The 14,301-nt window shown below is 66.8% G+C and carries 15 protein-coding genes; 8 read left to right on the top strand and 7 right to left on the bottom strand.

Annotation, left to right across the window (positions count from 1 at the left end):
* Complete coding sequence (locus VLI63_RS13160; protein WP_409157298.1) at window positions 1-420, bottom strand: MaoC family dehydratase; 420 nt, start codon at window positions 418-420, stop codon at window positions 1-3.
* Complete coding sequence (locus tag VLI63_RS13155; protein WP_409157297.1) at window positions 417-863, bottom strand: MaoC family dehydratase N-terminal domain-containing protein; 447 nt, start codon at window positions 861-863, stop codon at window positions 417-419. The genes VLI63_RS13160 and VLI63_RS13155 overlap by 4 nt, the downstream gene beginning before the upstream one ends.
* A gap of 464 nt (window positions 864-1,327) precedes the next feature.
* Here VLI63_RS13155 and VLI63_RS13150 point away from each other — a divergent pair, with 464 nt between their 5' ends.
* Complete coding sequence (locus VLI63_RS13150; RefSeq protein WP_409157296.1) at window positions 1,328-1,957, top strand: C40 family peptidase; 630 nt, start codon at window positions 1,328-1,330, stop codon at window positions 1,955-1,957.
* Between the two features lie 37 nt (window positions 1,958-1,994).
* The gene (locus VLI63_RS13145) at window positions 1,995-2,948 is read left to right on the top strand and encodes an acetylxylan esterase (RefSeq protein ID WP_409157295.1); all 954 of its coding nucleotides are present in this window, start codon (window positions 1,995-1,997) and stop codon (window positions 2,946-2,948) included.
* 10 nt (window positions 2,949-2,958) lie between these two features.
* Here the strand turns inward: VLI63_RS13145 and VLI63_RS13140 are convergent, their stop codons facing one another.
* Window positions 2,959-3,951, bottom strand: a complete 993-nt coding sequence (locus tag VLI63_RS13140) for an MBL fold metallo-hydrolase (protein ID WP_409157294.1) — start codon at window positions 3,949-3,951, stop codon at window positions 2,959-2,961.
* Between the two features lie 131 nt (window positions 3,952-4,082).
* Here VLI63_RS13140 and fgd point away from each other — a divergent pair, with 131 nt between their 5' ends.
* Complete coding sequence (fgd, locus tag VLI63_RS13135) at window positions 4,083-5,114, top strand: glucose-6-phosphate dehydrogenase (coenzyme-F420) (RefSeq protein WP_409157293.1); 1,032 nt, start codon at window positions 4,083-4,085, stop codon at window positions 5,112-5,114.
* Window positions 5,115-5,193: 79 nt separating this feature from the next.
* Here the strand turns inward: fgd and VLI63_RS13130 are convergent, their stop codons facing one another.
* Window positions 5,194-6,534 carry an O-acetylhomoserine aminocarboxypropyltransferase/cysteine synthase family protein gene (locus VLI63_RS13130; RefSeq protein ID WP_409157292.1) on the bottom strand — a complete coding sequence of 447 codons (1,341 nt, stop codon included), beginning with the start codon at window positions 6,532-6,534 and terminating at the stop codon, window positions 5,194-5,196.
* 150 nt (window positions 6,535-6,684) lie between these two features.
* Here VLI63_RS13130 and VLI63_RS13125 point away from each other — a divergent pair, with 150 nt between their 5' ends.
* From VLI63_RS13125 to VLI63_RS13110, 4 genes are all read left to right on the top strand, one after another.
* Window positions 6,685-8,004: an LLM class flavin-dependent oxidoreductase gene (locus VLI63_RS13125; RefSeq protein ID WP_409157291.1), complete on the top strand. Its 1,320-nt coding sequence runs from the start codon at window positions 6,685-6,687 to the stop codon at window positions 8,002-8,004.
* 129 nt (window positions 8,005-8,133) lie between these two features.
* Window positions 8,134-8,730 carry a DUF6230 family protein gene (locus VLI63_RS13120; RefSeq protein WP_409157290.1) on the top strand — a complete coding sequence of 199 codons (597 nt, stop codon included), beginning with the start codon at window positions 8,134-8,136 and terminating at the stop codon, window positions 8,728-8,730.
* On the top strand, window positions 8,730-9,152 hold the full coding sequence (locus tag VLI63_RS13115; protein WP_409157289.1) for a DUF6114 domain-containing protein: 423 nt from the start codon (window positions 8,730-8,732) through the stop codon (window positions 9,150-9,152). The genes VLI63_RS13120 and VLI63_RS13115 overlap by 1 nt, the downstream gene beginning before the upstream one ends.
* Window positions 9,153-9,343: 191 nt before the next feature.
* Window positions 9,344-9,841, top strand: coding sequence for a hypothetical protein (locus VLI63_RS13110; protein ID WP_409157288.1), 498 nt, complete (start codon window positions 9,344-9,346; stop codon window positions 9,839-9,841).
* Between the two features lie 132 nt (window positions 9,842-9,973).
* Here the strand turns inward: VLI63_RS13110 and VLI63_RS13105 are convergent, their stop codons facing one another.
* On the bottom strand, window positions 9,974-10,333 hold the full coding sequence (locus VLI63_RS13105) for a VOC family protein (protein WP_409157662.1): 360 nt from the start codon (window positions 10,331-10,333) through the stop codon (window positions 9,974-9,976).
* Window positions 10,334-10,431: 98 nt separating this feature from the next.
* Between VLI63_RS13105 and VLI63_RS13100 the strand changes: the two genes are divergently transcribed.
* Window positions 10,432-10,797, top strand: a complete 366-nt coding sequence (locus tag VLI63_RS13100) for a VOC family protein (RefSeq protein ID WP_409157287.1) — start codon at window positions 10,432-10,434, stop codon at window positions 10,795-10,797.
* Between the two features lie 17 nt (window positions 10,798-10,814).
* Here VLI63_RS13100 and VLI63_RS13095 read toward each other — a convergent pair whose 3' ends face one another.
* Window positions 10,815-13,373, bottom strand: coding sequence for an MMPL family transporter (locus VLI63_RS13095; RefSeq protein ID WP_409157286.1), 2,559 nt, complete (start codon window positions 13,371-13,373; stop codon window positions 10,815-10,817).
* Window positions 13,374-13,465: 92 nt separating this feature from the next.
* Window positions 13,466-14,104, bottom strand: a complete 639-nt coding sequence (locus VLI63_RS13090; RefSeq protein WP_409157285.1) for a TetR/AcrR family transcriptional regulator — start codon at window positions 14,102-14,104, stop codon at window positions 13,466-13,468.
* Window positions 14,105-14,301 lie beyond the last annotated feature (197 nt).

Below are 14,301 nucleotides of genomic sequence, written 5' to 3'. Positions count from 1 at the left end.
TCAGGCCACGCTCACGCGCACCTGCGCCTTTCCGAGGACCGTTGCGCCGTCGAAGGTGACGGTGAGGTCGATGCGCGCGACGTCAGCCTCGAGAGCGCCGACCTTGGCGGTGACGTTCACGATCGCCCCCTCCGCGGCGTCCACGGGCACTGGCCGGGTGAAGCGCACCTGGTAGTCGAGCACCCGTCCGGGGTCGCCGATCCAGTCGACGACCGGCTGCACCGCGAGGCCCATCGTGAGCATCCCGTGCGCGAGAACGCCGGGGAGGCCCACCGACTGGGCGACATCGTCGCGGTAGTGGATCGCGTTGAAGTCGCCGGATGCCCCGGCGTAACGCACGAGCGAGTCGCGGCTGAGCGCGAACTCGGCTTCGGCCACCACCTGCCCGATCTCGAGGGACGACGCCGTGATGCCGCTCATTCGTCACCCCGCACGACGAGGGTGGAGATCGCGGTGACGACGTGCTCGCCGTCCGCCCCGACGATGGAAGACTCGGCCGTGACCATGGAGTGTCCGCCGAGCGACTTGATGCTCGCGACGGTCAGGGTCGCGGTGAGTTCATCGCCCGCCACTATCGGGCGGCTGAAGCTGAAGCGCTGGTCCCCGTGCACCACGCGCGAGAAGTCGATGCCCGCATCCGGCTCGGAGAGCAACTGGTGCAGGGTGCGCTCCTGCACGACGACGGGGAAGGTGGGCGGTGCGACGAGGTCGCTGTAGCCGGCAGCCTGGGCGGCGCTCACGTCGAAGCAGAGCGGGTTGGTGGCGAAGACGGAGCGCGCGAACTCGCGGATCTTCTCCCGCCCCACGAGGTAGGGCTCGGTCGGCGGAAAGACCCGGCCGGCGAGCTCGGGGTTCACGGTCATTCGGTTTCCTTGGGCACGGAGAGAGCCTAACGACGGCGGCCCCTAAAAGAGAAAGCCCCGGTCACCATCGCTGGTGGCCGGGGCTTCCCTTCTGTATCGAGACTTACTGGCAGCTGTCGCACTGCAGGTCGTCCATCGGGTCGACCGGTACTGCGTATCCGCCGATGAAGCTGCTGTCGTTGTCCATGGGAGCCTCCTGAAGCTGATGGGTGGAAAGTGCGGAAAGTTTGGTACTCCGTCACCGCTTGTTCACAATCGGTGCCGTCGTGGGTTCTTACTATATAACCGGAATGACACTCCTGTCATTCCACTACATCTAGTGTTTTCGGCGTGTCGCGATATTTCTTTGGAGAAGTGAGGCGCACCGGTCTGATCACCCCCGAAACCGGTTCGGAACGCCCCAGTTCGCGGGCGTCTCGTTATCAGAATGAGACTTTTGGGAGGCCGTGGGCTAGCCTGTCGGGATGACTTCTTACGCCGCGAAGCTCGGTGCCCTTGTGGCCACGGGCGCTCTCATCGCGACTGTAGCCATCCCCGCGTATGCCGTCGTCGGCTCTGCGGCCGCGGTCACCGGCCGCCCGGCAACGGTCCAGACGGCTTCGGTTGTCTCCTCTGTGGCGCTCGTCGCCCCCTCCCGCGACGGGTACTCGGTGACCAAGCCTCCGCCCGTCGTGATCGTCGCCGCGGTCGGTAAGGCTCCCGTTGCGAATCGCTTCAGCGGGGTGACCGTGAACCCCCCGGCCCCCTCCTACAGCGGAGCGGCGGTGCTCGACTACGCGGCCCAGTTCGTGGGTGTCGTGCCCTACGGCACGGGCAACAGCCCGCAGACCAGCTTCTCGTGCGACGGATTCACCCAGTATGTCTTCGCCGGATTCGGCATCAGCCTGCCGCGCGGAGCCGACCACCAGGCTCGCCTCGGAGTGAGCATCAGCAAGGCGGATGCCGTCGCCGGCGACCTCGTCTACTGGCCCGGCCAGCACGTGGGCATCTACGACGGCGCCGGAGGAATGTACAACTCGCCTCGCCCGGGCCGCTACGTGGAGCACGTGGGCAGCCTGTGGGGCTCGCCACTCTTCATCCGCCTGACCGTCTAGAACCGGTCGCGGCACCGCACATTCTCGAAGGACGACGATGTTCACGGATCTGCCCGAAGCCCAGTTGCGGTCCTATGAGAGCGGTCAGGTCGACCCACCGGATTTCGATGCGTTCTGGGACGCGACCCTCGCCGAGTCGCGCGGGTTCGATCTCGCGCTGACCGTGGCACCCGTCGATTCGGGATTGCGCACCATCGATGTCTTCGACGTGAGCTTCTCCGGATACGGCGGACACCGGGTGCACGCGTGGCTTCGCCTGCCCGCGGGGATCACACAGCCGCTCCCTGCGCTGGTGGAGTTCGTCGGGTACGGCGGCGGTCGCGGTCATGCCGTCGAGAACCTGTTCTGGTCATCGGCCGGTTTCGCGCACCTGCAGATGGACACCCGCGGACAAGGGTCCATCTGGAGTCCCGGCGATACCGCGGACCCGCACGGCTCGGCCCCCAGCAGCCCCGGATTCATGACGCGGGGTATCGAAACCCCGGAGACCTACTACTACCGCCGGGTGATCACGGATGCCGTCCGGGCGATCGAGGCAGCGCGATCGTTGCCGGCGATCGACGCGACCCGGATATCGGTGCTCGGATTCAGCCAGGGCGGCGGGCTCGCTCTCGCCGTCGCGGGCCTGGTCGACGGCCTGCGAGCGGTATTCCCGTTCGTGCCCTTCCTCTGCGACTTCCCGCGCGCCATCACGATCACCGACAGCGATCCCTACCGCGAGATCGGGCGCTACCTCGCCGTGCATCGCGCAAAGGCCGCGGCCGTGCAGAACACGCTCGGCTACTTCGACGGGGTCAATTTCGCCCGGCGCGCCACCGCCGCGGCCTGGTTCTCGACCGCCCTGATGGATACGGTCTGCCCGCCGTCCACCGTGTTCGCCGCCTTCAACGCGTATCGCGGCGAGAAGCAGATCGCGGTCTGGCCGTTCAATGCCCACGAGGGTGGCCAGATCGAGGACGAGCTGGCGGCCTTGCGCATCCTGACCGCCTGATCCTGAATGCTCAGCCGGCCGCTCCCGCGAGGTAGTCGCGGTGCATCTCGGTCTGGGCGAGGGCCGAGTAGAGCAGGAAGTCCACGAGCCCGGGCCAACCCGCCGACCAGGTGAGGGACGAGGCGATCTGCCACGTGCTGGAGTCCGGGGCATCCGCGAGCACTGCGGCGACCTCCCGCGACCGGCGCCGGTGGTGTTCGGCGGTCTCCGTCGCCCGGTCGGCCACCCCGGTAAAGCGGTAGCCATGGCCCGGCAGCACCTCGTGGTCGGGGTAATCCCGCACCCGGTCGAGGCTGGTCAGATAGTCGGCGAGGGGGTTGGTGACGCTCGGGGCGCCGAGGCCGAGTCCGGCGTACATCATCGGCAGGAGGTGATCACCGGTGAACAGCAGTGATCGCTCGTCCTCACGAAGACACAGGTGCCCGGAGGTGTGGCCGGGTGTCAGCATGCCACGCAGGTCGAAGCCCGGGATGTCGAGCCGCTCGCCGTCGACGAGGGTGCGGTCTGCGGGGGGCGGTACGAAGCCCGAGGCCTGGGCGGTGATGCTCAGGATCTCGGCGCGGCGGTACTCGGGCACGCCCCAGGCGTCGAGCTGCAGCCTCACCGTATCCGTGTCTCCGGGGCCATCGAAGGGAGAGCCGGTCGCGGCGGCCTCCGTCTCGTGCAGCTGGAGCGGGGCCCCGGATGCCTCGCGCAGCCGCTCGGCCATGCCGATGTGGTCGGGGTGCAGGTGGGTGGAGGTGATCGAGCGCACATCCGCAACAGAGGCGCCGAGGCCGGCGAGCACCTCGCGGAGGGCCGACCAGTTGTGCGGCGAATCCCAACCCGGATCGATCACGTGGAATGCGCCGTCGGAGTCTCGCAGCAGGTAGAGCAGGGAATAGGGGAGATAGCCGCCGGGCATCTGCTGAGCCACGGCCCAGACATCATCGCGCACCAGCTCCGGCTGCGGGATCGTGCCGGAGCGCGACGCCTCGAACTGGGCAGGACTGGTGGGATGCATGGGGCCCTTCCGGCCGGGGAGGCGAACGCCTCCGAAAGAAACGATACGTCTGGTGGGGATTCCCGGTGTTTACTCACGGTCGCCACGACCAGAATGGAGGGATACCTCCCCACCCCCAGGAATCGAGCCCCATGTCTGCACTCACCCTGCCATTGAAACTCGGCTACAAGGCATCCGCGGAGCAGTTCGCCCCACGTGAGCTCGTGGAGATCGCCGTCGCTGCGGAAGCCCACGGCTTCGAGAGCGTGGCGGTCAGCGACCACTTCCAGCCCTGGCGCCACACCGGTGGACACGCGCCGTTCTCGCTCGCCTGGATGGCCGCGGTCGGCGAACGCACCTCCTCAATCCAGATCGGCACCTCGGTGATGACCCCGACGTTCCGGTACAACCCGGCCGTGCTGGCGCAGGCCTTCGCGACTCTCGGCTGCCTCTATCCCGGGCGGATCATGATCGGAGTCGGCACGGGCGAGGCGCTCAACGAGGTGGCAACGGGCTTTCGTGGGGCCGGCGAGCAGGACTGGCCCGAGTTCAAGGAGCGGTACGCCCGGCTGCGCGAGGCGGTGTCCCTCATGCGTGAGCTGTGGAATGGCGACCGCGTCAACTTCGAGGGCGAGTATTACTCCACGCACGACGCGAGCATCTACGACCGGCCGGAGGGTGGCGTCCCCGTCTATATCGCCGCGGGCGGTCCGGTCGTTGCCGGGTACGCCGGTCGTGCGGGGGACGGCTTCATCTGCACCTCCGGCAAGGGGATGGACCTCTACACCGAGAAGCTGATCCCCGCTGTCGCCGCCGGTGCCGAGAAGGCGGGGAGGGATGTCGCGGCGATCGACCACATGATCGAGATCAAGCTGTCCTATGACACCGATCCCGAACTCGCTCTCGAGAACACCCGCTTCTGGGCACCGCTGTCGCTGTCGGCGGAACAGAAGCACGACCTGACCGACCCGATCGAGATGGAGAAGGCGGCGGATGCCCTGCCGATCGAGCAGGTCGCCACGCGCTGGATCGTGGGCTCCGACCCCGACGAAACGACCGAGAAGATCGGCGAATACATCGATGCCGGCTTCAATCACCTGGTATTCCACGCACCCGGTCACGACCAGGCCCGCTTCCTCGAATCGTTCGAGCGGGACCTCGCGCCGCGGTTGCGCGCGCGCTAGACACCTCCTCGCGGGGAGACCAGGCTCGATCGATCGGTCGTGGCGGGACGGATGCCCGGCGGCGCAGGCGAGGGCCGGCTCAGCCGACCTCGGCGAGCACGCGGGCGGCGCGCAGTGCGGCGAAGGCCCGGTCGAGATCGGCGATGAGGTCCGCTTCGTCCTCGATTCCCACGGAGAGGCGCACCAGTCCGTCGTCGATGCCGAAACGCGCCCGGTCGGCCGCCGATACCTGCGCGTGCGAGGTCGTGCCCGGATGCAGGATCATCGACCGCACATCGCCCATGTGGGTCATTCGGCTGAAGAGCTCGACCGAGTCGATGAGGGTACGGGCGTCGTCGATTCCGCCGGCCAGGGTGAATCCGAAGACGGATCCGGCGCCGCGCGGCAGATAGCGCTCGGCGAGCGCGCGGTGTGGGCTGGATGCGAGACCGGGGTAGTCGACAGACTCCACCTCGGGCTGCTGCTCGAGCCATTCGGCCACGGCGAGCGCGTTGCGCGAATGACGCTCCACCCGCAACGAGAGGGTCTCGAGTCCCTGAAGCAGAAGAAACGCGTTGAACGGCGACAGAACCGGGCCGAGCCGGGCCGCGATCACGGTGCGGGCGTACTCGATGAATGCCCTCCTGCCGAAGCGGGTGACCATCGAGTCGCTTCCATCGCCGGCCAGCGGTGCCGAGAACTGCGGGAACTTCTGTGGATACCGCGCCCAGTCGAAGGTGCCGCCGTCGACGATGACCCCGGCGAGGGAAGCACCGTGGCCGCTGAGGAACTTGCTCGCGGAATGCACCACCACCGAGGCGCCATGGTCGAGAGGGCGAAGCAGATACGGCGTCGCCGCCGTGCTGTCGACGATGAACGGCACCCCGGCATCCCGGGCGAAGCCCGCGACGAGGTCGAAATCGATCAGGTCGTTCTTGGGGTTGGGGATCGATTCGGCGAAGACCGCGCGCGTGGTCGGCCGCAGCCGACTCTGCCATTCGGCGAGATCGTGGGGATCATCGACGAACTCGACCTCGATTCCGAACCGCACGAAGTTCTCGCGGAAGAGCGTCTTGGTGCCCTCGTAGAGGCTCTGCGTTGCGAGGAAATGATCTCCGGACTTGAGAATGCCGAGCATCGCGACGGTCAGCGCAGCCTGACCGCTCCCGACCAGTAGCGATCCCACACCGTGTTCGAGGGCGGTGAGGCGATCCTCGACCACCACGTTCGTCGGGTTGCCGACGCGCGAATACGTCCAGGCTCCGTCGTGGCCGGCGAAGCGGTCGCGTGCGTGGTCGAAGGAGTCGAAGACGAACCCGGCCGTCAGGTAGATCGGGGTGACCCGCGCGCCGTGCCCATCGCCGATCTGCTCGCCCGCATGCACCTGGTCGGTGTCGAAACCGAAATGCACGCTGCCGAATGGCAAGGGGGTGGATGTCACGGGAATTCTCCTCTGGGTGAGCCGCCCACGCTACGGCGGGGAGCCCGAGCGGACAATCCACCTCTTCACACGGCGACACATTCCCCCGCCCACCACGGGGATCGACCTAGTGTCGAGGAGCACACGCGGCCCCACAGGAAGACGAACACCATGACACGACTCCAACACTTCGGCTGGTTCTTCGGCCGCGGCTTCGGACCGCAGGGGTGGGGTCGCCCCGATTACCAGTGGAACTATCGCTGGACCTCGCCGAAGCTCTACCAGCAGTCCGTCCGCGAGCTCGAGCAGGCCGGGCTCGACCTGTTGATCATCGAGGATGCCCTCTCCCTTGGCTCCCCGGAGACGCTCGACCTCCGCGTGCGCGCGGCCTACGGCGGGCCGAAGCTCGATCCGCTGCTGCTGACTCCCTACCTCTTCGAGGCGAGCTCGCACATCGGGATCGCGCCGACCATCAACGCCGGGGCCTATCCGCCCTATCTCGCCGCTCGACAGTTCGCCACCCTCCAGCACCTCAGCGACAGCCGGTTCGGCATCAATCTGGTCACCGACGTGAAGAGCGCGCGGCACTTCGGTCTGGAGGAACTGTCTCATGACGGTGCCTACGATCGGGCCGAGGAGTGGCTCACCGTCGTGCGCCGCCTCTGGCACAGCTGGGACGAGGGCGCCCTCGTCGAGGATGCCGCGACCGGACGCTTCGCCGACGCCGGTCGCATCGATGCCTTCCACCACGAGGGTGAGTACTTCACCCTTGACGGGCCGCTCAACGCCGTTCCGTTCGACGCGGGCGATCCGCTCATCGTCTCCCCCGGCGGCTCTGGACGCGGTCTGTCCTTCGCCGGAGGCAACTCCGACGTGCAGCTCGCCCTCGCCCCACTGACCGTCGAGAGTGTGCGCGCCTATCGCGCAAAGGTGCACGAGGCCGCCATCGCGCGCGGCCGCCGAGCCGAAGACATCAAGATCCTGTTCGTCTTCAAGCCGGAGATCGTAGCGAGCCAGGAGGAGGTGGATCGCGTGGTGGCTGCCTCGCTGCATCCCTCCGATGCCGAGGTGCGCGCGGTGCTCGCCGGCCAGTCGAGCGACCTCGAGACGGATCTCACCATCCTCGATCTCGACAAGCCACTGGACATCTCGGTCTTCGGGCAGCACGTCTCCCAGGGCACGATCAAGGGTCTGCTCGGAGGTTCGGAGAGCTTCGAGACACAGACCCTGCGCGACCTCGCCGTGCGCAAGGCCCGCAAGGGGCGCATCGCCGACGGCACCGGTTTCGTCGGCACCCTCGAGCAGGTCGCGGACTTCATCCAGCGTCTCGGGGATGACGCCGACAACGACGGCTTCATCTTCTCTGGAGACCTCCACCCGGTGACCGTGCACGGATACCTCGATCTCCTTGTGCCGGAATTGCGCAAGCGAGGGGTGCTGCGCCGCGAATACGGCACGGGTGGTGCGCGGGGCAACCTGCTCGACTTCTGACCCCTGCGGATGGCGGTTCCGGGGCATCCGCAGAATACTTTTCCGGATCCGCGTCATAGTTGCGCCCGTGTCGCGTCGCTCTTCCTATAGCGACCACATCTGTCATGTGGTCTGGATCAAGGAGGATCTATGAACATCCGAAACCTCACAGGGACGCACACCGGTCGCATCGTGCTCGCGGCGGTACCGGTGGCCGTCGTCGCCACGGTGCTCATGGGCGGAGTGGCCAACGGCGCCGTGCCGGTGACCTTCGCCGTCTCCGGCAGCCAGTTTCAGATCAGTGCCTCCCAGCTCGACGGCACCGGGTTCTCCCAGTACGCGGGGGTCACCAACGACACCGCCGGCAAGCCCCACCAGGTGGCCATCGCCAACATCGCATCCGCCGACCTGGCCGATCTGTGCCAGTCCGTCGTGACGGATACCCCGCTCGGCAAGGTCGGTCTGCTCATCACCGCGGGTGGCGGCGGGAAGCCGGCGACGGCAACGGACCTCCAGATCGGCATGACCGATCTCAAGGGCGACTCCACCTTCAACAACATCCGCATCGGGGTGGATGCTTCGACCGTGAAGACCAGCCACAAGGGCACGGCGGGAGACTTCGCGCAGGATGCCGACGCCCTCAAGATCGTCGGGCTGCAGCAGACCGCGTGGTCGACCCAGGCCTCGGTCTTCACCCTCACCGGAATGCACCTCCAGCTCACGGATGGCACTAAGGGGTGCTTCTAGTGGCCGCCCGTCGCGCCGCATTCTCGGCCTGGCGACGCAACCGGCCGTTCGCGGGAGGGCTGCTCGCCGCCCTCGCCGGGGTGGAGATGTTCTTCTCCGGGCAGTTGGACGTGGGCAAGATCCACGTGCAGGTGGGGATCGAGGGATTGCAGGCCACGATCATCCCGCTGCTGATGGTGTTGCTCGGCATCCTCGCGACCGTCATGCCGGTGCACCGCATCTTCTACGGCGTGCTCGTGCTCGCGATCTCGGTCTACTCCCTCGTGGGGGTGAACCTGGGCGGATTCTTCATCGGGATGCTTCTCGGTGCCGTCGGTGGCATCCTGATCGTCGCCTGGATGCCGCGGGCGGCACGTCACGAGACCGCGGAGCCGTCCACGGCCGTGAGGGAACAGGCCCCCGTCGAACCGAGTCGATCCTGAACGCGGGGCGGTCGCGCCGGCCCGCACCCGCGACTCTTCTGGTCGCGGCGGTGCTCGTCGTCGCCCTTTCGGGAATCGGGGCGGCGAGAGTGCCGGGCGCGGGCATGTGCATCCCGGTTCTCATGCAGTGCGGGTCAGGGCAACCGTCACCCGCACCGAGCAAGAGTCCTCGACCGAGTCCCGACCCGGTCGTGCCTCTCCCCGGCGGGATCGGCCTGCCACCCGCAGCGACCTCCGGGACACCCCCGGCACCGGTCATCGGGGTGCCGGATGCGGGCGCCCCGACGTTCACCCTGCCCGCCGCTCAGCTCGGCGGCTCCTCGATCTCGATCTCGGGGCTCCACTCCGTGACCGTCGTCACGGTGCCGCTGGCGAACGGCACCCGCACGACAGCGCTCAAGATCGTCGCCGACGGTGTCACCGTGAAGGACTTCCTGCTCGATGTGCGAAAGGCGACAGGTCCGTCCTTAGTGACCAATGCCACGACGATGCAGCTGAAGGGGGATGTGCAGGTCTATCTCGACTCGCTCACGGCATCCCTGCTCGATGGCACAGCACTCACCCTTCTCGCGAACACGCCACCGCCGGGCGACGAACTGCCGCCGACGATGCTGCGGGTGACGCTCGGCCTCATCGGAGTCACCGCGAACTCGATCGCCTTCACCGCACCACACCAGTCGCTGAAGTAGCGGCCGGACATCCGGTGCCGAATGGGCGCCCCTCCCACCGAGGCGCAGGATTCCGAACAGTGTCCTCGGCGTGCCTGGCGACCCCTATGGGTGAAAGCGGGGAGACGGGTCGGGCGTCGAGCGCGAGTCCGGCTAGCGGGAGATCTGCTGGAGCGCCCAGGAATTGCCGTCCGGGTCGCTGAAGTAGGCGTAGCGCACGCCGCCCATGTCGCTGATTCCCGACACCTCCACTCCGGTGCCGAGAAGCCTTTCCCTCACGGCATCGAGGTCGTCCACGACGAGGTGGAGGCCGTTGACTGCCGGCGCATCCGAATCGACGAAACCCACGCCGATGGCGATCGAACAGGCCGATCCTGGAGGGGTCAATTGCACGACTCGCATGCCATTGCCCGGCTCGACGTCGTGGTCGACGAGAAAGCCGACCTGATCGACATAGAAGACCTTGCTGCGGTCCACGTCGGTCGAACGCAGGGGTACCAGTTCCAGTCGCATGTCCACGGCAACTCCTTTTCCCCCGCCATTATGGCGCGACCGGCGCCGGGTCGATACGACGCACCCCCGATGTCGCAGCTGCCGAGTAGCCTCTGCTCATGATCGGAACCCTTGAACTTCTCATCATCGACTGCCCAGAGCCCCAGCAGCTCGCCCGGTTCTACGCCGAACTGATCGGAGCCGAGATCGTCGGATTCGACTCCGACTGGGCCGAGATCGCCCCGCCCGGCGGAGGTCGCCCGCTCATCGCGTTCCAGCAGGTGGAGCGCTACACGCCTCCGCGCTGGCCCAGTCAGGACGTCCCCCAGCAGATGCATCTCGACGTGAAGGTGGACGACTTCGAGGTCGCCGAAGCGGCTGTGCTCGCGCTCGGAGCGACCAAGGCAGGATCAGAGACGCCCACGTTTCGCGTGTACCTCGACCCTGCCGGGCATCCGTTCTGCCTGATCATGCCCGAGGGCTGACCGCCGCTAGCGCGAACTCACGCCCGGTGGGCCGGATGCCGTGGAGCCGAATCCTCGCCGACAGCAAGGTCCACCACCTCGTTCTCGTGCGAGACAGGATGCGTTCGCTCGAGCTTCGCGCCCTCCACGTCGACGTCCGGGATGATGCGGTCCAGCCATTTCGGAAGCCACCATGCCGACTTTCCGAGCAGGTGCATCGCGGCCGGGATGAGCAGCATCCGCACGATGAAGGCGTCGAGGAGCACTCCGAAGGCCAGCCCGAAACCGATCGGGCGAATCGTGGAGGACTCCGAGAAGATGAATCCGGAGAAGACCGAGATCATGATGATGGCCGCCGCCGTCACCACCGATCGACCGGCATGGAGGCCACGCTGCACCGCGATCTTCGCCGGGGCCCCGTGGGCGTAAGCCTCCCGCATGCCGGAGACCAGGAACAGCTGGTAGTCCATCGCGAGACCGAACAGCACCCCGACCTCGATCACGGGAAGGAAGCTCAGAATCGGCGCCGGATCGTGCACTCCGAACACCGCGCTGAGCCATCCGTACTGGTAGATCGCGGTGAGCCCGCCGAAGGTGGCGAGGAGCGACAGCACGAAGCCCGCCGTCGCGGTGATCGGCACGAGGATCGAGCGGAACACCAGGATCAGAATCAGCAGCGACAGCCCGACGACCACCACGAGGTAGATCGGAAGCGCCGCGGAGAGCTTCTCGGACACGTCGATGTTCGCACTCGCGTTGCCGGCCACCCCCAGGGTGATCTTTCCGGATCCCGACGAGATCGGAGAGAGATCGCGCAGATCGTGAACGAGAGCCTCCGTCGACACGCTCGACGGGCCTCCCTTCGGGATCACCTGGAAGGCGACGACCGTGCCATCCGTCGATGCGCCGATCGGAGCGACCGCTGCCACATTGCCCACGGAGGTGATCTTCGTTCCGATCGCGATCTCCTGGCGCTGGAGTTCGTCCCCCGTAGCGGCCGCGGGCAGATCTGCGACGACGAGAAGTGGGCTGTTCTGCCCGGCGCCGAACTTGTCTTCGAGGGTCTTGTACGCCTTGTACTGGCTCGAGGTTGTGGCCTCCGATGACCCGACGGGCAGTCCGAGGCGCATGTTCATGGCGGGCAGGGCGATGACGCCGAGAACCGCGACGCCGACGACCAGCGTGACGATCGCGCGCCAGGTCTTCATCGGAGTGTTCGGCACTCGCTTGGCGCTCGCGTGCCCGATGGCCAGGCGTTCCTTCTTGCGCAGGATCCGGAGTCCGACGAGCGAGAGCATCGCCGGGGTGAAAGTGATCGCCACCAGGATGGCCACCGCGACCGCCACAGCGCCGACGGTTCCCATGAGCCCGAGGAAGGGGATGCCGGTGATGTTGAGCGCGAGCAGCGCGACGATGACCGTGGTGCCGGCGAAGACCACCGCATTGCCGGACGTGCCGTTGGCCAGTCCGATCGACTCGTGCAGCGGCATCCCCTGCTTCAACTGGGTGCGATGCCGGTTGAGGATGAACAGCGAATAGTCGATTCCGACCGCGAGGCCGAGCATCACGCCGAGCACGACCGTGACGGAGTTGAACTGCACAATGCCGGAGAACGCCATGGCGCCGAGGGTCGCGGCGCCGAGTCCGACGCCGGCACTGAGAAGGGGAAGGGCCGCTCCGATGAGCGTGCCCAGCATGACCATGAGCACGATCGCCGCGACGATGACACCGACGACCTCACCCGGGCCGAGGATGCTCGGAACGCCCTGGGCGATGTCCTGCGACACGTAGACCTTCACCCCGTCGACGCCGGCCTCGGCCTTCTTCTCGACCGCGGTCTTCAGCGCGGGAGAGACGAGGTTGGTCGATTTGGTGAATTGGATGGTGGCGACAGCGCTGCTGTCATCCTTCGAGACGAAACGGATGTTCGACGACAGGTCGAGAAGCTGGGATCCGAGTTCGAGCTTGGTGCTCTGATCGTCGAGGGTCTTCGCGTTGGCATCGAGGGTCGACTGGTTCGCGGTGAGGCTCGACTGCTGGGCGGTTATCCCGGCCTGCTGCGCCTCGAGCTGTGCCTGCGCGGCTGCGGGTGCACCCGCAGCCGCGGCCTTCGCTGCGTCGAGCTGCTGCTGGGCCTGGTCGAGTTGCGCCTGGCCCGCAGTCAGTTGTGCCTGCGCTGCCGCGAGCTGGTCCTTGCCAGTGGTGATCTTCGCCCGACCATCCGTGACCTGCTGCCGGTTGTCGTCCAGCGTCGCTTGCGTCGTGAACGGGTTGTTGGCCGACTTCACCCCGCTCATGTCGGCGATGTCTGCGAGAAGCTGCGTGACATCCGCCTTCTGGGCCTCGGTAAAGGCCTTTCCCGAGGTCGTCTCCAGCACGAGGCTGCCGCTTCCGCCGCTCGCCTTGGGGAACTTCGCGTTCAGTTCATCCTGCACTTTGGCCGTCGCCGTGCCGGGGATGCTGATCGACGGGGACGGCGTGCCCGCGAACAGTGCGTATCCGACTCCCGCGAGGGCGATGATCACCACCCAGGTGACGATGACCGTCCAGTGACGGCGTGCAGAGAATCGTCCGAGGCGATAGAGGAGGCCGGCCATGTCGAACCCTCGTTCCTTTCAGTGGTGAGTGCAGGGTGTGGTGAGTGCGGTGCTGTCGTGCGGAACGGGGCGCGCCGGTGCACCCCGCGATATCAAACTGTGGGGGAATAACCAGATCTGATGGTGTCGGTGAGCCGGGCGAGCAGGCGGTCCCAGTCGGCCCGCGCCGCGGGATCGGTGCGTCCGGCCGAATCCTCGAGCCAGCGCTTCGCGATGACGACGACACCGTTCATGAGGGAGCCGACGAGCACTTCGGTGTCGAGAGTGTCCGCCTCCGGGTAGCGCCTGGCGACCTCACGCAAGAGGCGCTCGGCGGCGCGGGCGAAGGTCACATCGGTGAGCGCGCGCCCTCGGGCATCGTCGGCATCCTCGACGCCGAGGACTTTCACGACAGAGGCGATCACCGTGGGCAGATCGACATGCTGCAACATCTCGGCGAGCTCGGTGAACATCGATGCTCGACTGCCATCGCCGACCGGGCTGGCGGCGACGGCGGCGATGAATTCGTCGATGATCACCTCGAGCTCTTCGGCGGAGAGGGCCAGGAGCACTTCATCGACGGACGCGAAATGGTTGAACACGGTGCGCCTGGCCACATCCGCTCGCTCGGCGAGCTCGTCGACGTTGAACCGGGGACCGCCGCGCTCCTGAACGAGATCATGGGCCGCCGCGAGGATCGCCGAACGATGGCGCTCTTTGAGAGCGGCCCGTCGATCGGGTGCCGTGGACATGATCACGACGCTCACACTAAGTGCAACGATGCACTCAGTGCATGTTTTGTCATCGAACTACCAGTAAAGATGCACCTTCGTCGCAGCCACGGGGTTGGATCGCTCAGGAGACGGATAGACGTCGGGAGGATTTTCGAACCTGAAGGCGCGGGCTGAACATCGCTTCGACGGCTGCGGACTCACCGTCGGTCATGGGG

It is taken from the genome of Lacisediminihabitans sp. H27-G8 (assembly GCF_046156175.1).
In the GTDB taxonomy this organism is placed as follows: Bacteria; Actinomycetota; Actinomycetes; order Actinomycetales; family Microbacteriaceae; genus Lacisediminihabitans.
Note: the sequence above shows the minus strand (reverse complement) of the source record. Positions and strands in the feature narration are given on the sequence as shown.